General features: G+C 62.4%; 24 protein-coding genes. 9 read left to right on the forward strand and 15 right to left on the reverse strand.

Annotated elements, in window-relative coordinates; genetic code table 11:
- Positions 1-4 precede the first annotated feature (4 nt).
- The 3 genes from KBY83_RS10865 to KBY83_RS10875 are packed head-to-tail and all read left to right on the forward strand — an operon-like array spanning position 5 to position 2,459.
- Positions 5-604: a GIY-YIG nuclease family protein gene (locus KBY83_RS10865; RefSeq protein WP_255019552.1), complete on the forward strand. Its 600-nt coding sequence runs from the start codon at positions 5-7 to the stop codon at positions 602-604.
- 52 nt (positions 605-656) lie between these two features.
- Entirely contained in the window at positions 657-2,174 is a 1,518-nt protein-coding gene (locus tag KBY83_RS10870) for a leucyl aminopeptidase (RefSeq protein WP_255019553.1), read from the forward strand.
- Positions 2,175-2,204: 30 nt separating this feature from the next.
- A complete protein-coding gene (locus KBY83_RS10875) occupies positions 2,205-2,459 on the forward strand; it encodes a hypothetical protein (protein WP_106502277.1) in 255 nt (84 codons plus the stop codon).
- 3 nt (positions 2,460-2,462) lie between these two features.
- Here KBY83_RS10875 and KBY83_RS10880 read toward each other — a convergent pair whose 3' ends face one another.
- The 9 genes from KBY83_RS10880 to KBY83_RS10920 all read right to left on the reverse strand — a co-directional run bounded on the left by KBY83_RS10880 (position 2,463) and on the right by KBY83_RS10920 (position 10,861).
- On the reverse strand, positions 2,463-2,669 hold the full coding sequence (locus tag KBY83_RS10880) for a hypothetical protein (protein WP_106502278.1): 207 nt from the start codon (positions 2,667-2,669) through the stop codon (positions 2,463-2,465).
- A 174-nt stretch (positions 2,670-2,843) separates the two neighbouring features.
- Positions 2,844-3,518: a peptide-methionine (S)-S-oxide reductase MsrA gene (msrA, locus tag KBY83_RS10885; RefSeq protein WP_255019554.1), complete on the reverse strand. Its 675-nt coding sequence runs from the start codon at positions 3,516-3,518 to the stop codon at positions 2,844-2,846.
- Positions 3,515-4,708 carry a lipid-A-disaccharide synthase gene (gene lpxB, locus KBY83_RS10890; protein ID WP_255019555.1) on the reverse strand — a complete coding sequence of 398 codons (1,194 nt, stop codon included), beginning with the start codon at positions 4,706-4,708 and terminating at the stop codon, positions 3,515-3,517. Before lpxB ends, msrA begins: the two co-directional genes overlap by 4 nt.
- Positions 4,708-5,514, reverse strand: coding sequence for an acyl-ACP--UDP-N-acetylglucosamine O-acyltransferase (gene lpxA / locus KBY83_RS10895; RefSeq protein WP_255019556.1), 807 nt, complete (start codon positions 5,512-5,514; stop codon positions 4,708-4,710). Before lpxA ends, lpxB begins: the two co-directional genes overlap by 1 nt.
- Positions 5,514-6,017, reverse strand: coding sequence for a 3-hydroxyacyl-ACP dehydratase FabZ (fabZ, locus tag KBY83_RS10900; RefSeq protein ID WP_396093869.1), 504 nt, complete (start codon positions 6,015-6,017; stop codon positions 5,514-5,516). Before fabZ ends, lpxA begins: the two co-directional genes overlap by 1 nt.
- The gene (gene lpxC, locus KBY83_RS10905; RefSeq protein ID WP_255019557.1) at positions 6,017-6,889 is read right to left on the reverse strand and encodes a UDP-3-O-acyl-N-acetylglucosamine deacetylase; all 873 of its coding nucleotides are present in this window, start codon (positions 6,887-6,889) and stop codon (positions 6,017-6,019) included. Before lpxC ends, fabZ begins: the two co-directional genes overlap by 1 nt.
- Positions 6,889-9,033, reverse strand: a complete 2,145-nt coding sequence (locus tag KBY83_RS10910; RefSeq protein ID WP_255019558.1) for a BamA/TamA family outer membrane protein — start codon at positions 9,031-9,033, stop codon at positions 6,889-6,891. Before KBY83_RS10910 ends, lpxC begins: the two co-directional genes overlap by 1 nt.
- A gap of 83 nt (positions 9,034-9,116) precedes the next feature.
- Complete coding sequence (gene purC, locus KBY83_RS10915; protein WP_255019559.1) at positions 9,117-9,872, reverse strand: phosphoribosylaminoimidazolesuccinocarboxamide synthase; 756 nt, start codon at positions 9,870-9,872, stop codon at positions 9,117-9,119.
- Positions 9,869-10,861 carry a hypothetical protein gene (locus tag KBY83_RS10920; RefSeq protein ID WP_255019560.1) on the reverse strand — a complete coding sequence of 331 codons (993 nt, stop codon included), beginning with the start codon at positions 10,859-10,861 and terminating at the stop codon, positions 9,869-9,871. The genes purC and KBY83_RS10920 overlap by 4 nt, the downstream gene beginning before the upstream one ends.
- Before the next feature lie 84 nt (positions 10,862-10,945).
- On the opposite strand from KBY83_RS10920, the gene purD reads away from it, so the two are divergent.
- The gene (gene purD / locus KBY83_RS10925; protein ID WP_255019561.1) at positions 10,946-12,274 is read left to right on the forward strand and encodes a phosphoribosylamine--glycine ligase; all 1,329 of its coding nucleotides are present in this window, start codon (positions 10,946-10,948) and stop codon (positions 12,272-12,274) included.
- Positions 12,271-14,247 carry a two-component system sensor histidine kinase NblS gene (nblS, locus tag KBY83_RS10930; RefSeq protein WP_255019562.1) on the forward strand — a complete coding sequence of 659 codons (1,977 nt, stop codon included), beginning with the start codon at positions 12,271-12,273 and terminating at the stop codon, positions 14,245-14,247. The genes purD and nblS overlap by 4 nt, the downstream gene beginning before the upstream one ends.
- Here nblS and kaiC read toward each other — a convergent pair.
- Genes kaiC through KBY83_RS10945 form a run of 3 tightly spaced genes read right to left on the reverse strand, consistent with a single transcriptional unit; the run spans position 14,244 to position 17,086 of the window.
- A complete protein-coding gene (gene kaiC / locus KBY83_RS10935) occupies positions 14,244-15,785 on the reverse strand; it encodes a circadian clock protein KaiC (protein ID WP_255019563.1) in 1,542 nt (513 codons plus the stop codon). The genes nblS and kaiC overlap by 4 nt on opposite strands.
- A gap of 28 nt (positions 15,786-15,813) precedes the next feature.
- Entirely contained in the window at positions 15,814-16,206 is a 393-nt protein-coding gene (gene kaiB / locus KBY83_RS10940) for a circadian clock protein KaiB (RefSeq protein WP_254937462.1), read from the reverse strand.
- 19 nt (positions 16,207-16,225) lie between these two features.
- A complete protein-coding gene (locus KBY83_RS10945) occupies positions 16,226-17,086 on the reverse strand; it encodes a circadian clock protein KaiA (RefSeq protein ID WP_255019564.1) in 861 nt (286 codons plus the stop codon).
- A 195-nt stretch (positions 17,087-17,281) separates the two neighbouring features.
- Here KBY83_RS10945 and rplU point away from each other — a divergent pair, with 195 nt between their 5' ends.
- The gene (rplU, locus tag KBY83_RS10950) at positions 17,282-17,686 is read left to right on the forward strand and encodes a 50S ribosomal protein L21 (RefSeq protein ID WP_255019565.1); all 405 of its coding nucleotides are present in this window, start codon (positions 17,282-17,284) and stop codon (positions 17,684-17,686) included.
- A 57-nt stretch (positions 17,687-17,743) separates the two neighbouring features.
- Positions 17,744-18,007 (forward strand): 50S ribosomal protein L27, encoded by a 264-nt coding sequence (rpmA, locus tag KBY83_RS10955; RefSeq protein ID WP_255019566.1) that lies wholly within the window; start codon positions 17,744-17,746, stop codon positions 18,005-18,007.
- An 80-nt stretch (positions 18,008-18,087) separates the two neighbouring features.
- On the opposite strand, the gene KBY83_RS10960 is transcribed toward rpmA, so the two are convergent.
- Together KBY83_RS10960 and KBY83_RS10965 are read right to left on the reverse strand one after the other, a co-directional pair.
- Positions 18,088-18,840 (reverse strand): bifunctional 2-polyprenyl-6-hydroxyphenol methylase/3-demethylubiquinol 3-O-methyltransferase UbiG, encoded by a 753-nt coding sequence (locus KBY83_RS10960; RefSeq protein ID WP_255019567.1) that lies wholly within the window; start codon positions 18,838-18,840, stop codon positions 18,088-18,090.
- A 31-nt stretch (positions 18,841-18,871) separates the two neighbouring features.
- The gene (locus KBY83_RS10965; RefSeq protein ID WP_255019568.1) at positions 18,872-19,600 is read right to left on the reverse strand and encodes a queuosine precursor transporter; all 729 of its coding nucleotides are present in this window, start codon (positions 19,598-19,600) and stop codon (positions 18,872-18,874) included.
- Positions 19,601-19,642: 42 nt separating this feature from the next.
- Here KBY83_RS10965 and truB point away from each other — a divergent pair, with 42 nt between their 5' ends.
- The gene (gene truB, locus KBY83_RS10970; RefSeq protein WP_255019569.1) at positions 19,643-20,530 is read left to right on the forward strand and encodes a tRNA pseudouridine(55) synthase TruB; all 888 of its coding nucleotides are present in this window, start codon (positions 19,643-19,645) and stop codon (positions 20,528-20,530) included.
- A gap of 28 nt (positions 20,531-20,558) precedes the next feature.
- Entirely contained in the window at positions 20,559-21,344 is a 786-nt protein-coding gene (locus KBY83_RS10975; protein WP_255019570.1) for a YebC/PmpR family DNA-binding transcriptional regulator, read from the forward strand.
- 30 nt (positions 21,345-21,374) lie between these two features.
- Here the strand turns inward: KBY83_RS10975 and KBY83_RS10980 are convergent, their stop codons facing one another.
- A complete protein-coding gene (locus tag KBY83_RS10980; RefSeq protein ID WP_255019571.1) occupies positions 21,375-22,352 on the reverse strand; it encodes a proline iminopeptidase-family hydrolase in 978 nt (325 codons plus the stop codon).
- Positions 22,353-22,612: the final 260 nt, after the last annotated feature.

The following is a 22,612-nucleotide window of genomic DNA, read 5'->3' on the forward strand; positions in this document are numbered from 1 at the left end:
AGCGATGGCGCGTCAAGGCGAGTTGTTTACGGCCAGCCAGCTTGGGAGCACTGGCCGCGCCGATACCCCTGATCTGCCCCTGCAAGCCTCGCAGCTGCTGGACTGGCAGACCCGCCTCGCCGCCCACCAGCAGCCCCTGTGGAGCAACCAAGCTGGTGGTGCCATACAGGTCTCGCTGTTTGCCGGTAGCCCCGGAACACCTGAAGAGATAGCCAAGGCCTTCAACCCCCTGCAGCTCACTCCCCAGGCCCTTTCCTTCTGGCGCTGGCCCGCCGCACCCCAACAGGGTGCAGCCCTCTATCTGGTGACAGATCGGCCCGCCGGTCTTGGCCAGCCCCTGCTGCTCTATGTGGGTGAAACCGGCCAGGCAGATCGGCGCTGGAAAGGCGAACACGACTGCAAGGCCTACCTCGCCTCCTACAGCGAAGCCCTGCTGAAAGTGGGCCTGGGCTGCCAAACCAGCATCCGCTTTTGGTTAGATGTGCCCGCCGCCATCCGCCCGCGCCGCGCCTTAGAGCAGGCCCTGATTCAGCGCTGGCTGCCGCCCTTCAACAAGGAAACCCGCAGCCGCTGGGCCACGCCGTTTCAAGCCGATCCTGCCTAGGTGAGTTGGGCTGGCCGCGCTGGCTACGATCGCGCCCAACCTCGGCCGATCCATGGACTTTCGCTGCATCCCCGACGTCCTACCTGCGGCCCTGGGCGATTTCGATGGTGACTGCCTGGCCGTCGGCCTGTTCGCCGCTGCCGAAGATCGCCCCGACCACCCCCAGCTTGAGCAGCTCAGCGCCGCCCTGGGTCAGTCGCTGACGAGTCGCCTGGAGCAGCGACGCTTCAAAGCCAAGCCCGGGGAATGTCTCAGCCTCGATCGCCTAGATGCCAGCCCCCAGACCCTGATCCTGGTGGGTCTGGGGGCTCCGGCCGACTTCAACCTCGCCGGCCTGCGCCGGGCCTGTGCCGCCGCCAGCCAAGCCGCTGCCGCCGCTGGAGCAAGCCATCTCGCCCTGGCCATGCCGATCGAGGCCTTGGCAGCAGGTGCTGCAGCCCAGGCCATGGCGGAGGCCAGCCGCCTGGCCCTGTTCAGCGACCAGCGCTTCAAGGGGGAGCCCGAGCCCCGGAGCCTGCCTGAGACGATCAGCCTGATCGGGGTGGCAGCAAGCGCCGCTCCCGCCCTGGCGGCAGTGGCAGCTAGCTGCGCCGGCGTCGAGCTGGCCCGGGAGCTAGTGGCCGCTCCGCCCAACGTGGCCACGCCCCAGCTCCTGGCCGACACCGCCGCTGCCCTCTCCCGCGACTTCGGCCTGGAGCTGACGGTGCTGGAGCGCAGCGACTGCGAGGCCCTGGGTATGGGCTCCTACCTGGCGGTGGCCCAAGGCTCAGACCTGGCGCCCAAGTTCATCCACCTCACCTACCGCCCCGAGGGTGTGGCTAGGCGGCGTCTGGTGCTGGTGGGCAAGGGCCTCACCTTCGATTCCGGCGGCTACAACCTCAAGACCGCCGGCTCCCAGATCGAGATGATGAAGTACGACATGGGCGGCAGCGCGGCGGTGCTGGGAGCCATGCGTGCCATCGCCGAGCTCAAGCCCGCCGGCGTGGAGGTGCACATGATCGTGGCGGCCTGCGAAAACATGATTAGTGGCGGGGCCATCCACCCCGGTGCGATCGTCACCGCCTCCAACGGCAAAACGATCGAAATCAACAACACCGATGCCGAGGGGCGCCTCACCCTGGCCGATGCCCTGGTGTACGCGTGCAAGCTCGAACCGGATGCGGTGGTCGACCTGGCCACCCTCACCGGAGCTTGCGTGATCGCCCTAGGGGAGGAGATGGCGGGCCTCTGGTCCAACAACGACGGCCTGGCCGATGCCCTGCTGGGTGCCAGCGAAGCCAGCGATGAACCCCTCTGGCGCATGCCACTGAGGGCCTCCTACAAGGCCGGGCTCAAAAGCCAGTTTGCCGACCTCAAGAACACCGGCCCCCGGCCCGGGGGCTCGATCACCGCCGCCCTGTTTCTGCAGGACTTCGTCACCCCCAAGCTGGCCTGGGCCCACCTGGATATTGCCGGCACCGTCTGGAGTGACAAGGGCCGCGGCCAGGATCCCGCCGGCGCCACCGGCTTCGGCGTGCGCACCCTGGTGAATTGGGTGTGTTCGGGGGCACCTCTTGAAGCATCGGCCTAAGTTTGGAGCCCTGACGCCTTTGAGCTCTCCGTGGCCGTTCAGAAGATCCGCTGGTATGTGAAGGCCCAACTCGGCGTGCTGCTCCTGCCCGCCGGGCTCTGCCTATTTGGCGAGGCGGTGATCCGCAAAGGGATCCAGGTGCTTGCCGCCGCAGGCAAATTAGAAACCCTGGCCAGCCCCGGGCCCTGGTTTTGGTATGGCACGTTTGGCCTGATCTTGATCAATGCCGGCGTGGGGCTGATGATCGAGAGCGGCCTACTGCGCGGCTATCCCGGACGCAATTAAGACTCAGACAGCCACAACTGCCGTGCGTGCGGCTCCAGCACCCAGGCTGGCCATCAACTCCGCGGGCGACTCCAGGGCATGAATCAGCCAGCGGGCCCTCTCACCGCAGAGGGGCAAGAGGCGATCAAGGTCGTCAGCAGCCTGCTTCGGACTTAGGTAGGGCCCAACATGGCGGGTATTCAAACCGTCTCGGATGGTCAGCAGATACATACAGGACTGCTCACGTAATTGACAGAATGTTAGGCACTCCTAGCTTGACCAGAAAGGGCGGAAAGCCGCTCCATAACAGCAATTACGAGACCACCAGGAGCCCTGCTTCTTTAGATTTTCCTAGGAATTGCCGCGATACCCAGCTGGGCACGCTCCCACGGCAGGGAGCGCTAGTCAGGACTTGCTGCCAGAAGCCCAGGCCGCTCCACTGCGAGCGCGCTTGCCCCACACCGAATCAAGCCGCCGATCCCGGCCGCAAGCCCAGCGGTAGTAGTTGTATTTGACGCTGTTGAGCTCCGCGTAGTTCTGGTGATAGGCCTCCGCAGGCCAGAAGCGATTCAGCGGCTTGATCTGCACCTTCAGGGCTGCGACCGGACGGCCCAGCTCGGCGGCGGCCGAGCGCAGGCTTGCCTGGGCCTGGTTTTGTTGATCGGAGCCACTGGTGAAAATCACCGGGCGATAGGAGCTGCCGCGATCGCAAAACTGGCCGCCACCATCTAAAGGATCAATGTTGCGCCAGTAGGAGCGCAGCAGGGCTCCATAGCTGATCCGAGCGGGATCGAACCGCACCCGCACCACCTCCTGGTGGCCGCTGCCCCCAGCCGATACCTGGCGGTAGGTGGGGTTAGCTCCGGCGCCACCGCTGTAACCACTCTGAGCGTCCAACACCCCTGGGAGCTTTTCAAGGTCGTGTTCCAAACACCAGAAGCAACCGCCCGCAAGCACCGCTTCCTGAGGCGCATTGGCAGCCATGGCAGGGGCTGGGGCTACGGCTACGCAAAGCAGGAACAGCAGGCTCAGCAGCCAGGCCAGGGGGCGGGCACCAAGCGAGGGGGGGCGGGTATTCATCGAACTTCCAGTACCTGGTCAAAGATGGCGGATGCTGCCCGCTGGGTGACGCCCGGCTCCCCAAGTTCCAATCGCAGCCGCCGGTATCCATCCAGCATGGTTTGGCGTGCCCCAGAGCTGGCATCAAGCTCAAGCAGGGGTAGGGCCTCGCGCACGATTGCCGCAGCCGTGAGGTCCTCCTGCAGCAGCTCCGGCACCAGCCGCTCTCCTAGCACCAGGTTTACCGGTGAAATGTGGGGCACGCTGAACCGCAGGATGTGACGGGCCACAAAGGCTGTCGCCCGGCTGACCCGATACACCACCACCTGGGGCACACCCCGCAGGGCCAGCTCCAGATTCACCGTGCCCGATTTGGCCAGGGCCAAATCGGCAGCAGCGCAGAGGCAGGCCTTGAGCTGGTCTGAATCAGCGGCAGCAATGATCTCCGCCCGCACCCCTGCCTGGCCAAGTTGCCGCGCCAGATGGGCCTCGAAACCTGGCAATCCCGCCGGCACCACCACCTGCAACTCGGGCAGCTGGCGCTGCAGCTCGGCAGCCGCCGCCACGATGTAGGGCAACATGTAAAGGATCTCTTGGCGCCGCGATGCCGGCATCAGCAGCAGCACTGGCGCATCACCGCGCAGCCCAAGCTGACGGCGGGCCTCCTGCTGGCTTGGCACTTCACCGATGGTGTCCAGCAGGGGATGGCCCACATAGGTGACATTGGCGCCACGACAGCGATAGAAGCGGGCCTCCTCCTGAAAAATCGCCAGGATCTGATTTGTGAAGCTGATCAGATTGGAGCGGCCGCCATTGCCGAATTTGAATGCCCACTCTTGCGGGGCTATGTAGTAAGTGACAGGCACCTTGGGAAATCTGCGTTTAAGCCGCAGCCCCAAGCTCACGTTGGGGCCCATGTAGTCGATCAGCACCACGCCATCGGGAGGGTCGCGGCGAAACCAATGCTTCAAGCGCCGCTGCAACCTCAGGGTCGGCAACACAAAGGGAATCGCCTCCAGCAAGCCGATGGCACCCATCCGGGTGGTGTTAGCCAGCAGTGCCGCACCGGCGCGCTCCATGCGCTCGCCTCCAAGGGCCACGATCTCGAGATCGAGCTGGCGTCGCCGGGCCTCCTCGTGCAAAGCCTTTACCAACAGCGATCCCTGCAAATCCCCAGACACCTCACCGGTACTAACCAGCAACCGCAGCATCAGCGCGTCCCCGGGATCGGCCCGCGGCGGGAGGGGCCAATGGAGGCCTCTAGGAAACTGCACAGCTGGTCTGCAGCACCTCCTAGGGGCTGGGAGCGCAACTGGGTTAGGGCTTCAGCCAGGGTGATGCCACTGCGATAAAGCAGGGTCCAGGCCTGTTTGAGCTGCTCGAATTGTTGGCCGCCGTCCTGATCGAATAGGCCGCTGCGCCGCAGGCCGATCTTGTTGAGGGCCCTGACACGGGAGGGATGGCCCTCCACCAAGGTGAACGGCGGTACATCTCGCTCGATACGGCTCATACCCCCCACCATGGCCAGGGTTCCTATATGCACAAACTGATGAATACCAAGTACACCGCCGATCACAGCCCGATCGCCGATAACCACATGGCCGGCCACGGCCACCCCATTGGCGATCACGATCCGGTCGCCTAAGTCGCAGTTGTGGCCCAGGTGGCAATAGGCCATCAGCAAATTGCCGCTACCAAGCCGTGTTTGCTGGTGGCCAGTGGTGGCCCGGTTGATAGTGACACACTCCCTGATGGTGTTCTCGTCGCCAAGCACCACCTCGGTGGGATCCCCCGTGTATTTCAGATCCTGGGGTTCGAGGCCGATGCAGGCCCCGGGAAATATGCGGTTATCGCGGCCCATGCGCACCCGACCATCGAGAACCACATGGGGTCCGATGCGGCAGCCGGCACCAAGCTCTACCTGGGGGCCGATCACGGCGTAGGGCCCAACTTCAACACCGTCAGCCAGCTGAGCTTGGGGATCGACAACAGCCGTGGGATGGATGGTCGTTGCCATCAGTCCACCAGCGAGAACATCAGTTCCCCGGAGCAAACCAGCAGACCATCCACGCTGGCTTCTGCCTTGACCTTGCCGAAACGGCGGCGCTTGAGGCTCAGCAACTCACAGGTGATTACCAGCTGGTCGCCAGGGACCACCGGACGACGAAACCGCACCCCATCGATGCCAGCAAACACAAATAAGCCCTTGGGCAGATCGGGCATCTGGGTAACGATCAACCCGCCCACCTGGGCCATGGCCTCAACGATCAACACTCCCGGCATCAGGGGGCGACCGGGGAAATGGCCCTGAAACTGAGGTTCATTGAGGGTGACGTTCTTGATCGCCACAGCGCGTTTACCCGGCTCATGCTCAATCACCCGATCCACCAGGGCAAAGGGATAGCGGTGGGGCAGCAGTCCCTGAATCTGCTCGCTGGTGAGGATCACCGCAGCTGTGGGATCCAAAGACGCCGGCGCGGCGGGATCAGAAAGCGGTGGGCTGGCGTCAGACAAGGGCATCAACTGGCGAAAGAACTGGAGGTAGAAGATTTGGCCAGGCCGGCCAAGGCCGCAGCCAAAGAGGTGTGGAGCCCGTGGGAGCCGCGGTAGGCGAAAACCTGGGCTCGAGGCAATCCGATCAGCGCCAAGTCTCCCAACAAGTCCAGGATTTTATGGCGCACCGGTTCCTCCACAAACCGCAGCGGCGGATTTAACCAGCTGTCGCCGTCACAAACCAGGGCGTTTTCAAGGCAGCCGCCCCGGATCAGACCGGCTGCCAGCAGCTGGTCCACCTGAGAGCGCAATCCAAAGGTGCGTGCCGGTGCGATCTGCTCAACAAAAGTGCTCGGTGACAAATCAAGTGAAAACAGCTGGCGGCCAATGGCCGCATCGGCGAATTCAATTGCCGCACCTACCCGCAAGCCGGAGTGGGGCAGGGCCGTGGCAAAACTGACGCCACTTCTAACAGTGAGCGGCAACTCAAGCTCCAGAGGCGCCGATGCATAGGGCAGAGCTTCCAGCCCCGCCTCATCTAGCGCCTCCACCCAGGGCAGGGCCGATCCATCCAGTAAGGGAATCTCCTCGCCGCTCACGAGGATTTCAGCTTGGGTAACACCGGTGCCAGCCAGGGCAGCCAGCAGATGCTCAACCGTGGCTAAACGGCGTTGGTCTAGCCGCAAAGCCGTACAAAGCTGAGTTTCGCTTACGTAATCCGGCGCCAAACGAATCAAGGGGAGCTCCGGTGCATCCAGCCATCCCACCCAGTAGCCCGGGCGCCGTGATGGCTGTAAGCGCACTTGGGCCTGCTGGCCGCTGTGCAAGCCCACACCCTCCCGTTGCGCCGACTGGCTCAGAGTCCAGGCACCGGAATAGTCACTTGGCCATTGCGCCACTAGAACTTCCAGCCCACACCCAAGTTGAAGCGCCAATCACTGGAGAAATCCTGGGTGGCAACTTCAAGGCGCAGGGGCCCCACTGGCGTTGTCACGATTAAACCAACTCCAGGCGAATAACCCTCACCTTTCTTACCAAGCAGACCACCAGGGTTACCAGGGATGTCTGCCTGGCTCCCGAAAGTGGTGCCAGCATCAAAAAAGATTTCACCACTAATGATGCTAAAAATAGGAAAGCGATATTCAATCGTGGCTTCAGCAAAACTTTTGCCAACTCCCAAATCGCAATCGTAATAACCGCGTACGGAATTGCCGCCACCCAGACAGAAAGCCTCATAGGGCGGAATATCACTGCCCACCAAGGATCCAGCCGAAACCTGGAAAGCCAGTGCCTGCTTGCAGTCTTTGGTCTCACCGGGCTTAGGCCGGCAGCCCTTGAAGATCTTCAACCACTCCACAGGTATGTAGTGGGTGAAACTGCCGCGAACGCGGTTGAAGGTAGGTGAATTCTCGCCTACCGAAATAAATTGCTCCGTGCCGATACTCAGAAAGTTCCCCTTAGTGGGATTACGTGGGTCATTAAGAGTGCTGTAAGTAGCCCCGACCCGAAAACTCACCAACTGGTTTTCAGAAGCACAATTATAGGCTAGGCAAATGACCTGATTACTCGGAACAGTATCGGGAGATGTCGTTGCACCAACTACCCCATAGGAATATTTGCTACCGGAAAAATCCATCGGCGTAACTTCTTGCCCGCCAAACGAGAGAATCAGGTTCCAGGGAGCTTTCTTATAAGGGTTGCCACCATTTAGGGGTCGCACAAACTGAACATTGGCGCCGATACGCTGAATCGCAACAGTATCAAAATTTGTGGTTACAGTTTCGGTGCCATTGTTATTGACAGTTCGACTTGTGACTACGTCAAAGTCGGCTCCATCAAAATTCTGCAACTCATAAGTGAAGGAATTGTTCTCGTTCTGGAACAACTGGGGCACTTCCCGACTGAAGAAGAGGCGAGCCCGGAAGGAAGTTCGGTATTTGTTGTCCTTGATCCAAGGATCTGTAAAGGTGATATCGCCGAGGCCGCCGTACTGGCCGTAGGAGATGTTGGTGCCGAGGTCCCAAGCGCGGCCTAGCAGGTTGCTGTCCTGCAACTGGATCTGGCCAAACACACCCTGGCTCTGGCTGTAGCCCAGGCCGCCTGACAAAGAACCGCTGGACTGCTCAACAATGCCAAGCACAATCACCACCTTGCCAGGCTCGGCCGGCACCGGCTTGAGAGTCACTTTCACATCACTGAAAAGGCCCGTGCCATAGATGCGCTTGATGTCCTCCTCCAGCTCGCGCCGGTTGAACACCTGTCCAGGGCGCAGGGACACCTCGCGGGTCACGACCCAGGGCTTGGTCTTGCCCCGAATTGGCTCGCCTTTGTCGTCGGTAGCGGAGCCTTCCTTGTTGAGGAACTGCACCTCAACCCCCTCAACGGTGCCCTGGCGCACCAGCAGCTCCACGACCCCCTCAGGACTCACCCGACTAGGGCCGGTGATCCGCGCCAGGGAGTAGCCCTGATCTGCGTACCAGCGCTGCAACTCCTGCATGCGGGTCTGCAGGGTGTTGAGGTTGAGGGTTTTGCCGTAGTCAGCGGCGAAGGTGTCCTTAACCACCTGCTCCGGCAACTTCAGGTCGGCTGGATCGAGCTTGACCTGCTGCAACACCGGGTTGGCCACCACCACCACCACCAGCCGCACGCCCAGCGGACCATCTACGGGCTGGATACGCACATCGGTAAACCAGCCGCTGGCGTAGATCGCTGAAAGGTCGGTCTGGAGCTCGTTGCGGGTTACCCGCGAGCCTGGGGTGGCCGCCATCGCGGCATAGGCAGCCAGCTCCAGCCGTTCCCGTTCGGGGTGGTCTTGAAGGCCTTCGATCGCCACCTCCGCGATCAAAACCTTGGGTTCAGCTTTGGCAGCAGGCTCGGCTACCGGAGCGGCCTGAGTCGGGAATGGTGTCTGGGGGATCGGCTGGGCGGGCTCAGGCGCCTGGCTGGCAGGCGCCTGGGTGGCAGGCTCCGCTAAAGGATTGTCCACCTGCTGTGATGCGGGTTGGGCCAGGGCCGGGGTCGCCGAGAGGAGGGCGGCGCCCATCAGGGGCCAAACATCCTTCAAACTCAGCAAACCAGCCATGGGGAAGGGGTAGCGGAGCGGACAGGCCGCAAATTGGGCTGACCTTACCGGTAGACCCTGGGTGGAGGACAGGCCCCTTGGACCCGTTTGAGGACCTCCCCGTAGGCCTCGACAACGCCGCCTAAATCCTGTCGGAATCGATCCTTGTCCAAAATCCGGTCCTGAGAATCCATTACCTCCCTATCCCAAAGACGGCATGTATCAGGGCTGATCTCGTCAGCAACCACCAATTCACCACTGGCCGTATGCCCCAATTCGATCTTGAAATCGACCAGCTGCAGGCCGACTGAATCAAACAGGGCCAGCAATTCCCGGTTCACCTGACGGGCCAGCTCTTCCAACTGGCGGCGCTGCTCGGGGGTAACCAAGCCCAAATGCTCAAGGCGGGCCTCTGTTAGCAGGGGATCTCCGAAGCCATCGTCTTTGTAATAGAGATCAAGCAAGGGTGGCTCCAGCGGCGTGCCTGGCGCGATGGGCATCTGCTTGCAAAGCGAGCCCGCAGCCACGTTGCGGATCACCACTTCAATCGGGATCACCCGCACTGGACGGGCCAGCATCCAGCGGCTGCCTTCCACCCCGAGGTAGTGGGTGGGGATGCCCCGTGCGGCGAGATGCTCAAAAAGCAAAGCCGAAATTCGGCAGTTCAACTCTCCCTTCCCTGCCAGTTGGGCCTTTTTGAGGGCATTGAACGCGGTGGCATCGTCTTTGTATTCGACCGCTACCAAGTCGGGCTGATCTGTGGCGAATACCCGTTTGGCCTTGCCTTCGTAAAGCAGGGAACCGAGGTTGTAGGCCGTCATGGCTGGGAATCGGGGGACTGCGATGCGGCGGCATGGCCACCAGGGGCGCGGGGAGTGCGAAGTTGACGCTCCAGATGACCCTGCCGGGACAGGGCAGCAGGATCTCGCCGCTGCAACATCCACTCACCGTAGGCATCATCGATACGGGAACTAAGGCGCAGGCGCCGCTCCGTTGCCCGGGCGACCTGCTCCGGCGTACTACCGGCCAGGGCCAGCTGCTGATCGAGGATCTCAGCTACCAGCCCCCAGCTGCCTGAGGACGCCGCCTGCTCGAGGGCAAGCTCCAGGAGCCGATCCTGCTCAAGAGCTGGGAGTGCTCCGGAAAGCGCCACCGCCTTAGCCAGCCGGGCCGCCGTCGCCGCACCGGGCTGGGCGCTGCTGACCAACACCTCAGCGGCCCGTTGCCGTTGACCCAGGCTTTCCAGATGGCCCGCCAACAGATCGAGGGCTGGGCGATTGATCGGGGTGCCGTCCTGACGCTGACCCGCCGGCAACTCCAGCAACGCCAGCTGCCCAAGGTTTCCAGCCGCAAGCCGCTCGAGGGCATCGGCCGCCAGCTGGTGGTGCAGTCCCGCCTGGGCAGCGCGCCACTGCAGCACCAGCCACTGGGTCCGCTCAGCGCCCGGTGCCGGCCCCACCCGTGCCAGCACCTGCAGGGCCCCGTCAGGTGCCTGGCAGCTCAACAGGCTGTGGGCATTAGCCAGCACCACCACAAGAGGCTGGGGCGCTGGGTGGATCGTGAGCAGCCGCTGTTGCAGCTGGCGCAACAGCGGCCCATCGCTGCGCCGCACGGCACTGACGCAGGCGGCGTCGAGGGCATTGAGATCTCCATCGCGCAGCAGGGCAATCAGGGCTGGATCCGAGCTGGCGGCCCTGGTCTTGGCTTGCGCTTCTGCGGCAGGCGCGGCGGCCATAAGGCCCACCAGCGCAGCCCCAAAAATTGGGAACAGCCGGGCCCGGGGCGAGAATGGCGCTGGTATTGCCGGCATGTCTAGAAACAGGGCCTGGCAGCCCCCCGCAGCACGTTTCAACTTAGAAGAGTTTTCGCTCACTCCCCACCTCGCATCCGGCCCATGCCCCCTGCCTCCTGTCCAACACCCGCGCGGATCCTGGTGATCGGCGCGGGTGGCCGCGAGAACGCGCTGGGCTGGGCCCTGGCCCGCTCGCCAGGGGTTGAGGCGGTCTGGATTACCCCTGGCAATGGGGGCAGCTGCGACCTACCGGGCTGCCAGCAACTGGCCATCGCCGAATCCGACCACGACGCGCTAGAGGCCGCCTGCCGCGACCTAGCAATTGAACTGGTGGTGGTGGGTCCAGAAGCCCCCCTGGCTGCCGGCCTGGCGGACAGCTTGCGCGCCGCGGGATTCCCCTGCTTCGGCCCGGGGGCCGATGGGGCGCAGCTGGAGGCAAGTAAGCAGTGGGCTAAGGCGCTGATGCAGGAGGCCGGCATTCCCACCGCCGGCTACTGGGCTGCAAACAGCCGCGAACAAGCTCTGCAAATCTTGACGGCCCAGGGGCGCCCCCTGGTGGTGAAGGCAGATGGCCTGGCCGCCGGCAAAGGCGTCACGGTGGCCGAAAGCGTTGAGGAAGCACGCGCCGCCATCGAGGAAATTTTTGCTGGCCGCTTCAGCGCAGAGCCCAAGGATGCTGGCGCCGAATTGACAAGCGTCTCCCTGGTGCTGGAGGAGCGCACCGTTGGTCCCGAAGTGTCCGTATTCGCCCTCTGCGATGGCCAGCGCATGGTGCTCCTGCCCACTGCCCAAGATCACAAGCGCATCGGCGAGGGCGACACCGGCGCCAACACCGGCGGCATGGGCGCCTACGCCCCGGCTCCCCTATTGGATGCGGCCGGCCTAGAAGAGGTGCGCCAGCGGGTGCTTGAGCCCACCGTGGCCGCCCTGAGAGCTCGAGGCATCGACTACCGCGGCGTGATCTACGCCGGCTTGATGCTCACCGCAGCCGGACCGAGCGTGATCGAATTCAATTGCCGCTTCGGCGATCCGGAGTGCGAAACCCTGATGCCCTTGCTGGGGCCGGAGCTAGCCCAAATTCTGTTGGCCTGCGCCAACGGCAACCTCGACCAAGCACCAGCCCTCACCATCCATCCCGGCTGCAGTGCCTGCGTTATCGCCGCTGCGCAGGGCTACCCAGGTGAGCTGCGCCGCGGCGACCCCATCGCAAGCGCCCTGCAGCCCACCGACCAGTTGCAGCTGTTCCATGCCGGCACCCGCCGTGATGACCACGGCCGCTGCCTAACCAGCGGCGGCCGGGTGCTGGCGGTGGTGGCCCAGGCCGAAGACTTTGATACCGCCTTCGAGCGGGCCTACGCCGGGCTAGCCCAAGTGCACTTTGAGGGCATGAGCTTCCGCCGCGACATCGGCCATCAGGTGCGCAGCCGATGAGCTGGCGCCAGGCCATGGGCCGCTGGTGGGCGGAATTCAGCCTGCAGACCAAGCTGCTGGCTGTGGCCACCCTGGTGGTGAGCCTGCTGATGACGGGCATCACCTTTTTGGCCCTCAACGGCATCCAGCGAGATGCCCAGCTGAGCGATACCCGCTACGCCCGAGACCTAGGCCTGCTGCTCTCGGCCAACATCACGCCCCTGGTGGCTGAGGGCAACGACCGGGAGCTGGCGGCAGTAGCAGATCGTTTCTGGCGCTCCAGCCGCAGTCTTCGCTACATCTTTTTCGCCGATCCAGAAGGGGTGATCTACCTAGGCATTCCGATCGGTGCCAGCTCTGGCAGCAGCGAGCTGCTGCTCAGCCGCCGCCTCGAATTGCCCGCAGACCTACAGAAACGGCCTGACACGCCCCTGATCCGCCAGCACCTAAGCCCAGGCGGCCAGGTGACCGATGTGTTTGTGCCGATGGTGAGTGACGGCCGCTATCTCGGCGTGCTGGCCCTGGGTATCAATCCAAACGAAACCCTGCTCACCAGTGCCGCCCTCACCCGGGAGGTGACAGTGGCCGTATTCATCTCAATCTGGGTGCTGGTGATTTTGGGGGCAGTTTTCAATGCCCTCACCATCACGCGCCCTGTGAAAGAGCTGCTGCAGGGGGTGCGCTCGATCGCTGGCGGCAACTTCGAAACCCGGCTGGCCCTACCGGTAGGCGGGGAATTAGGGGAGCTGCTCGACGGCTTCAACACCATGGCCTCCCAGCTGGAGGACTACAAGGCTGCAAACATCGAGGAGCTCACCGCCGCCCAGGTGAAGCAGCAGTCCCTGATCGCCAAGATGGCCGATGGGGCGGTGCTGCTGGATGCCGAGGGCGCAATTGTGCTGGCCAACCCCACCTCCCGTCGGCTGTTCCGCTGGGAGGGCCGCAACCTCGAGGGCAACGACCTGATTGCCGAGCTGCCGGAAAGGCTGGCGATGGAGGTGCAGCCAGCCCTCGACAGCGTGACCTGCCGCGACCGAGACAGCGCCGATGTGCGTTGCAGTTTTGGCGAACCGATCCGCACCCTGCGCATCGTTTTGCAGTCGGTAAGTGACGCCAGCGGCGAAAGCCTCAAGGGCATCGCCATGACCATCCAAGACCTAACCCGCGAGGTGGAGCTCAATGCCGCCCAGAGCCGCTTCATCAGCAATGTCTCCCACGAGCTGCGCACGCCGCTGTGCAACATCAAGAGCTACGTGGAAACCCTCCACGACCTAGGCGACCAGCTCAGCGAAGAGGAAAAGCGCGAATTTCTGGGGATCGCCAACGCCGAAGCCGACCGGCTCACCAGACTTGTCAACGACGTACTCGACCTATCCCGGCTGGAGTCGGAGCGGGAGTGGAACCTAGAACCGCTGGAGCTGGCCCCAGCCATCGAGCAGATCCTGCGCACCTACCGCCTCAATGCCGATGAAAAGGGCGTCTCCCTGGCCTTTGAAGCCGATCCCCAGTTGCCCCGCATCCTGGGCAACTGGGACCTGCTGCTGCAGGTGTTCGACAACCTGGTGGGCAATGCCCTCAAGTTCACCCCCAAGGGTGGGCGGCTGCAATTACGGGCCTACCCCTGGCCCGATCTCTGCGTGCTAACTCCGGGCAACGAACCCAGCAGCGACAGCCCCAGCTGCGATCTCACCTCGCCCCTACCCCGGATTCGAATCGAAATCGCCGACAGCGGCTGCGGCATCTCGGATGCAGACCAGGAGTGCATTTTTGATCGCTTCTATCGAGTTGAAAACGCGGTGCACACCGAAGCTGGCACGGGCCTGGGCCTATCGATTGTGCGTGGCAACCTCGAAAAACACGGCACCCAGGTGCGCATGGCCAGCGCCCTAGGGGTGGGCAGCACCTTCTGGTTTGACCTACCCCTAGAGAATTCCGACACGGACGAACTGCGGTTACTGGCCGAGCGACGCCGCTACGACCAGGCCGAGATTTAAATCTCGTCGTCGGCAACGCTGCGGGCGATACGGGAGAGCTCGCTGCGCTCGTCGGTAGTGATCCGGTGGGGCACCCCGGAGATGATGCGCTCGAAGTTGGAAAAGGAATCCTTGATCTCAGGGCCATTGCTGGTGATCACGAATTCACGGATGCCCTTGTCGTGCCAGGAGCCGCGCATTTTGAACACATTCAAGGCACGGGCCATCTCACCGCGGATCTCCACGTATTGGAGCAGCAGGATCGTGTCGGTGATTGTGGAGATATGGGAGTCGGTGATCGAATGGCTACCCATGAACTCCTCGGAGGTGTTCGTAAAGAAGCCGGCAATCTCCTCCTGCTTGGCATAACCAGTAACGCCAATCACAAACTGCCGAAAGGCGTTGTGGCTCACGCCCCTGGCTAGGGCACTTAGGGAATCGATCGCCATCCGCGATGGCTTGAACTCGCCTATTTCGGTTTTGATGATTTGGAGGTGATCTTCCAAACCCGTGGACTCGGGATAGGCGCAAATGATCTTAAGGAGGCCGTCCTGCTCCATCTGCTCAAAATCGATACCCCAACTGGTGGCATTGCGAAGCAGCTGGGCACGGGACTCCTCGTAAGCGAACAGAATTGCTCTCTCCTTAGAGCGACAAGCATCCTCGACAAATTTGGATACCAGAAGGGTTTTACCCGTACCCGTGGCACCGGTGGCCAAGATGATCGAATCCTTGAAGAAGCCTCCGCCGCACATCTCGTCGAGCCTGGGAACGCCGGAGCTGAGCCGCACATTTGAGGATCGCTGGGTGAGGCGCATGGCTCCCAGCGGGAAAACGCTGATGCCGTGGCTACCCATCGTGAAAGGGAACTCGCCCTTCATGTGGGTGGTGCCGCGCAGCTTGAGAATCTCCGCGGTGCGGCGCCGCCGCTCCCCCTCCAGCACGTTGCGGAGAATCACTACGTTGTCGGAAACAAATTCTTCAACCCCGTAGCGAGCAATCGGACCGTATTCATCGATCCTTTCGGTGGTCATCAGCGTGGTGACACCAATTTCCTTCAACCTGGCAATAAGGCGGAATATCTCCCGACGCACCACAGAAACCGCGTCGTATTGCTGAAATACAGCCGTAATCGAATCAATCGCCACCCGACGAGCTTTGTACTTGCGAATTGCATAATTAATCCGCTCAATCAAACCGGAAAGATCAAAACTCCCCGCCACATCCTGGCCTTCCGGATCCGGCGAGGCGTCAAGAATAAACAGCTTGTCTTGCTCCACCATCTCTTGCAGATCCCAACCAAAACTTGCCGCATTACGCAGAATATCCAGGGGCGACTCTTCAAAGGTTACGAAGATTCCTGGCTCGTTGTACTGACGAATGCCGTTGTATAGGAAATTAAGAGAAAACACCGTCTTGCCGGTGCCTGAGGTACCACTGATCAGGGTGGAGCGGCCGATGGGCAAACCGCCATGGCACACGTCATCGAAGCCCTCGATCCCAGTCGGGAGCTTCTGCACCTGCATCAGGGGGTTGCTAGTGGGGCTTGGTTCCTGCATCGAGGGAAAGGTTCTTAAGTAAAACTACTCAGGGCAGCGGCTCAAGAGAAGGGAGAGGATCTGTAGGAACCGAAACCGACGGATTTGCCATGCCGTCGGTTTCGCATAGTTCCTCTTCCAAAACCTCCTCACTGAGCTCTTCGTAGAGCAAATCAAGCCCGATCAGCACCCGCTCCCGATCGGAGAGATCGCCGATGATGCGGCGAACAGGTGGCGGCAAGATCTTGGCCAAGGTGGGGGTTGCGAGAATCTTGTCCTCCTCAGCCAGCTGAGGATTTTTCAAGACATCAATCACCTTGAGGGCATATACGCCACGGAATTCCGTTTCCAGAATATTCCGCAGTGTTTTCAAGGCACGCATCGAGTTGGGCGTATTGCCCGCCACGTAGAGCTTGAGGATGTAGGTCTTGCGTGGAGTCATGGTTAAGAAACCTCCTGGTTCAAGCCGTCCTGGGCTGGCCGGACGCCTTGACGGGCAAACCAGTCAAAGGCGCATCGGGTGGAATGGAGCGGCGGTACATCTCGCAGAGATGGGCCATCACATCGAGCAGGGCCAGCCGATAATCCTGGAGGAAATCGTTCTTGTGCCCTTCCAGCTTGAGCTGCTTGGAGAAGCCATCAATGAGATTCATGTGAATCTCAACAGTTTTAGTAATGGGTAAATCACTGAAAAAAGCCGTATTGACGAAACTTTCCAAGGCCTGGTTTGCCGCCGCCGGATCCCGGAAATAACTGAGTAGCAGGTCTCGATAGGTGCGCTCTAGGGAATGGATCAGATCTTCGCGCTCCCGCTCGCTCAGGTTACGTAGAAAGCGGGCTGGATCACGCTTGTAAAAAACCCCCACAAAGCCGACGCGGCCCTTCAACCGGTTGGCCAGCTTCCAGCGATCGGGGGTTTCGGTGCTCTGGCCAGCAGGGGAGCTCTCGGAGCCGGCCAGGCCTTCACGCAAATAGCGGGAGACAGCCGCATCCAGGCTGTAGCTGAGCTGCTCAAGCTGATCAGGGGGCAGGTGCACCTCCGCTTCATGGAGCTCAATCTTCCCTCCCACGCCCCCGATCACCACCGCCGGCATCAGCAGTCCCAGATCCCCAAAGGCGCGGCAGTCCTCTGGACTGAGGCCCCCCTGCTCCAGCAGCACGGCGTCGAATTCCTCCCGTCGCTGGTCCAGCTCCACTAGGGGGTTGGTGGAGGGATCCACCCAGACCATGCGGCAACGCCCCCCGACCAGCCAGCGGGAGCAGGCCTGCTGCAGGCTGGGATCTCGGATCAGAGCAGCAATGGTGAGAGCCGATTCGGGCATGGACCGCTTTGGCAGCGGGGCAACCCGCGGGAAAGGCCCCTGAATGTTGACGAAAGGAAGGGCCAGACGAGAGGATTATCGTTTGTTTTTCGATTGTGCGCCAGGCCGAATGACGTTAAGCCATTTTTAGCTCAGGGTTTATTGAAAACCCTGGCTTCAAAAGTGCTGCGTCAGCCTGGCCACGCTCCTGCCGCCATGAGCCCTACCACCGAATCCGCAGCCAAGAGCAGCGCCGAACCGGCCGCTCCCCAAGACCCCCCAACCAGTGGCGCCTACGCCATTGTTGAGGCATCAGGCCAACAATTCTGGCTGCAGCCGAACCGCTACTACGACCTCGACCGCCTTGGCATCGATGTCGACGGCACCTTGACCATCGACAACGTGTTGCTGGTCAACGACGGCAAAACCACGACCCTGGGCCAGCCTTACGTCAAAGGAGCCAGCGTTGAGCTCAAGGTGATGGCCCATCGCCGCGGGCCCAAGATCATCATTTACAAGATGCGTCCTAAGAAAAAGACCAGGCGCAAGAACGGTCACCGTCAGGAGTTGACCCGCGTGATGGTCGAATCGATTTCCGTAGGTGGCAAGGTTCTGTCCTGAGCTTTTTTTACCGCTCCCTCTCCAATTTCCACTTCCACTCGCTGATACCCCCGATCCATGGCCCACAAGAAAGGCACAGGCTCCACGCGCAACGGCCGCGATTCCAACTCCAAGCGCCTCGGCGTCAAGCGCTACGGCGGTGAAACCGTGTGCGCCGGCTCCATCCTGATTCGCCAGCGCGGCACCTCTGTGCTGCCCGGGCTCAATGTTGGCCGCGGCTCCGACGACACCCTGTTCGCCTTGGTGGATGGCGTAGTCAACTTCGAGAGCATCAAGCGCGGCCTGCGCAACCGCAAGCGCATCAACGTTGCCATCGGCTGAATTGGCCCCAAGCTCTTAAAGCGATTCCTTACTGCCGGCGGATCTCCGCCGGCTTTTTTATGCCCCGGGCTACCTGCCCTTCAGGCCAATCGGTAGGCCCGGGTCGTGATCAGGTAGGGGTGAAACACCTCGAGAAAGCGGCTCTGCAGCGTGCGAAAAAAAGCCTCAACCAGCTCTGGGGCATCGAAGTGAAAGGGGTATTCGCCCTGAAATCCCTTGAAGAAATACCAGTTGAGTAGGGCGATGCCAGCTGGGGCGAGGCGCTCGGCAAACAGGGCCAGCTGGGCGGCAGGATCGCTCAGATGCTCCAGCACATCCATGCAAACGATCGTGTCGAAGCGCCCGGGCAGGGCCGGATCAGCCATATCCCGATAGCAGCTCAACTTGGCGCCCAAGCCCAGCTCGGCAGCGCGAGCCTGCACAAAGGCGCGATTGTGGGGATTGAGATCCACAAACCACACCCGCTCCACCTCGGGAAGAGCCGCCGCGGCCAGGGCATGGCTGCCGATGCCGCCGCCGAAGTCGAGCACCTGACCGCGGGCAAAGCGCTGCTGCAGCCGCAGGGTGTCAGCGATGTAGTCGGCGCTGCCTAAGTGCCAGGCCGCCAACTCCAGCAGATGGCCGGTGCCAACAGTGTCTTCATAAAAGCGACCCGCCTGGTCTGGATCAAAGGCCCCGGGGTGCAGGGCGGCCAGGTCGTCGGTGCTGCTGGGCAGGCGGCGCTCCAGCTCCTCGGGAGAAATGTCGAGGAAGCTGGCCAACTGGGGGCGCAGGGCGAAGCCATCAGCCAAGAACCGCTCCACCCCCAACTCCAGCTCCCCTGCCGCGCCCATGCCTTGCCATGCCCTTTAGATGAGCGTCAACCTAGGAGCCAGCCCCGATACGGGCCTCTTCCACTAGTTCAGCCCCTTCTCCCGGCACCTCTAACCAGCGCCGCAGCCAGGCCACCAGGCCATAGAAGGGCAGGGTGTCGGACAGGGCTGCCACAAGTTTGAACAGGTAGCCACTGGCGATGAAGGAGGCCAGCTGGGGTACCACTGGCTCGCCGGGGCGCACCGGCAGCACATGGCTGGCGTAGTGACTGATCAACACCACGGCGCTGGTATCCACCAGCTGGCTAACCAGGGTGGAGCCGTTGTTGCGCAGCCATAGGGCCTTGCCCCCACTGAGGCGCTTCCAGAAATGGAATAGGCGCACGTCGGTGAACTGGGCCGCCAGGTAAGCCACCATCGAGGCGCCAACCGCGCCGAAGGCGAGCCGGCGCACCTCAAAAAAGGTGGCATCGGGCGCGCCTGCCAGCCCCGGCAGGATGCCGCCAAGCCAAAGGATCAGCACAATCCAGCCGTTTAACAGCAGACCCACCCACACCAGCTGGGAGGCCTTCTGCTCGCCCCACAGCTCACTGATCAGGTCGGTGCAGAGAAAGGTGATCGGATAGGGCAGGGCCCCCACCGCCACCACGATCGGCCAGGAGCCAATCGTGCCCAACTGCAGAAAGCGGGTGAGGCCAAGGATGTTGAGCATGCCCATGGTGCCCAGGAAGATCCCAGCCAGCACCAGAAACGCCAGGTCGCGGCGCTGCTGCAGGGTCATTGGCGCTGAACATGGGACGCTGCAAGGGTGACGCTCCGATCCATGGCTGACCAGCCCTGCGGCTTTCTGGTGCTCGACAAGGCGGCGGGACTCACCTCCCACGCCTGTGTCGCCCGGGTGCGGCGCGCCTACAAGCTCAAGCGGGTGGGCCATGGCGGCACCCTGGATCCAGCAGTCACCGGGGTGCTGCCAATCGCCCTAGGGCCCGCCACCCGGCTACTGCCCTACCTCGAGGGCGACAAGACCTATCAAGGCGTCGTCCAACTGGGAGTGAGCACCGTCAGCGACGACCTGGAGGGAGAGGTACTGGCCCGCTTTGCCGTGCCCGCTTTGGTGGCGTCGGATCTGGAGGCGGCCCTGGCAGCCTTTCGTGGCAGGATCGACCAGGTGCCGCCCCAGGTGTCTGCCGTGCACGTGGAGGGGCAGCGGGCCTACGCCCGGGTGCGTCTGGGAGAGCAGCTAAACCTGGCCGCCCGACCGGTGACGATCCAGCGGCTGGAGCTGCTGGGCTGGGATGCCGCAACCGCCAGACTGGAGCTGCTGGTGCGCTGCTCGGCCGGCACCTACATCCGCGCTCTAGCCCGCGACCTTGGCGAGGCGCTGGGATGCGGTGGTGCCCTGGCGCGGCTGCGCCGCACCGAGGCTCTTGGCTTTGGCCTCGAACAGGCCGTGCCATTGGAAGCCCTCGATCAGGCGCCATTGCCCGCCCTGCTGAATCCACTGGCAGCCCTGGGGCACCTACCGCAACGGCAGCTGCTCGATGCTGAGCTTGAAGGCTGGCGCTGCGGCCGCGCCCTTGACCATGGGTTGTCGCTGGAGGAAGGAGCGCCGGTGGCGGTGCTGGGGCCGGATGGCAACCTGGCCGGCATGGCTCGCACCAGTGAAGGCGGCCTCTTGCAGCCCAAGCTGGTTTTCAACGCAACCGGCTAGCCCCTCGCTCCTCTCCCCCCGCACCCCGATGGCCGGCCACAGCAAGTGGGCCCAGATAAAACGCAGCAAGGCCGTTGTGGATTCCAAACGCGGCGCCGTGTTCACCCGGCTTGGCAGGGAGATCCTGGTGGCGGCCCGAAGCGGGGCCGACCCCGCCGGCAACTTCCAGCTGCGCACCGCCATCGAGAAGGCCAAAGCCGCAGGCGTTCCCAACGCCAACATCGAGCGAGCCATCGCCAAGGGTTCAGGGCAAGGCGGTGGCGCTGGCGAAACCTTCGAGGCGGTGCGCTACGAGGGCTACGGCCCCGGCGGCGTGGCGGTGCTGGTGGAGGCCTTCACCGACAACCGCAACCGCACTGCCGCCGAGGTGCGCCTGGCCTTCGGCAAGCATGGCGGCAACCTGGGCGAGACCGGCTGTGTGGGCTACCTGTTTGAGCAGCGCTCGGTGGTGCAGCTCGCCGCCGGGGATGGCCAAGCCATCGATGAAGAAACTCTGCTGGAGGGGTTGCTGGCCCTGGAGGAGCAGGGCGGACCCGCAGCCCTCGGCTACACCCCCCTCGAGGAAGGGGGCCTGGAGGTGTTCGGCACCTTCGCCGACCTAGAGGCCCTGCAGGACGGCCTGCGGCACCAAGGATGGACAGTTGTGGGCTGGGAACACCGCTGGATTCCCCAGACCGCCTGCCCCCTAAGCGACGCCGAAACTCTGCGCGCCTGCCTGCGCATGCTTGATGCCCTCGAGGACCTGGAAGATGGGCGCAGCGTTACCAGCAACCTGGAGGCCGACGAGGGGCTGCTGGCGGCGGTGATGGGCTGAGAGCAGCTGCGCTAGGCACTAGTCAAACCATTAGGGCTCCTGTCGAATCGTTTGGGCATCAACCCGCCGCAGAAAATCGATCAGACCCTGGATGTAAACCACTTGGTCATCAACCATTGCCATATGGCTTCCATTTGGGCAGTGGAGATGGGAACCCAGCGGTAGAGCCTTGGCCATAGCCGCCATCTGCTGGGGATCCATGGTGTCGTGGGCGGCACCAATGGTGAGAGTGGGAACCTGAATCCGTGATAAGTCAGCCCTGCGATCCCACTGGGCCAACTTGCCACGCGCGCCCAGCTCACTGGGGCCCTGCATGGGGATGTAAACCTTCGGATTGAGGTGCTCAAATGCACGCAGAACCGAATCGGGCCATTGCGCATAGGGCCGTCGCAACACATGGTGCTCGTAGTGGTGCGAAATCAACAACTCCATGTAGCGTGGGTTGTCGTAATCTTCGGCAGCTTCGATGGCCTGGAGCTCAGCCAGAACGCCCGCCGGCAGTTGACGTAGAAAATTCTCTTCAGCATAACGATTATACTCGGGCACACTCCAAACCATGTTGGAGATTATCAATCCCTTCAGATATTGCTGGTGGCGCAGCGCATACTCAATCGCCAGAATCCCGCCCCAGGAGTGACCGAGCAAGAAAAAATTGCTGCCATCGAGAGCCAGTGCTTGGCGCACCTGCTCCACCTCATCGACAAATCGCTCGACCTCCCAGAGATCAGCGTGATCAGGCTGGCTGCTGTGATGCGAACCCAACTGATCGTAGAAATAGAGCTCGACTCCCGCCTGGGGCAGAAAGCTGTCAAACACCTCGAAATACTCGTGGGTGCAGCCAGGCCCGCCATGGAGCAGCAACAACTTGATGTTCGGACTCGCACCGCTGCGACGTGTCCAAACATCAAACGTGCCTTGAGCAGTCCGAACCGGAATCTTGCGAACACCGGAAGCGGGCGGAGCTGGATGGGTTGTCATAGACAAGGTCGATGAAAAATCCTCACCCAATCGTGACTGGCTCATAGTTCAGCCGCCACACGACTTCGTGTGACTCGGCGGCAGACAGCGGCGAGGTTCCTCACTAATAATTATTGCGCGACCCCCTAGCACCCCGCTTAATGCCCCCTGTCCGCCCCGCAGCGCTAGGAGCGTGTCGCAAGTTGCGGTGAGGCCAGGAAGCGGTGATTGAGCTCCTGTGATTGCGGAATATCCGATCGCAGCCGTGGGGACATGAACCAGGACCTCAGGCCGTTGCCAGCGATGCCCGG

It is taken from the genome of Cyanobium sp. WKJ7-Wakatipu, assembly GCF_024345355.1.
Taxonomy (GTDB): Bacteria; Cyanobacteriota; Cyanobacteriia; order PCC-6307; family Cyanobiaceae; genus Cyanobium_A; species Cyanobium_A usitatum.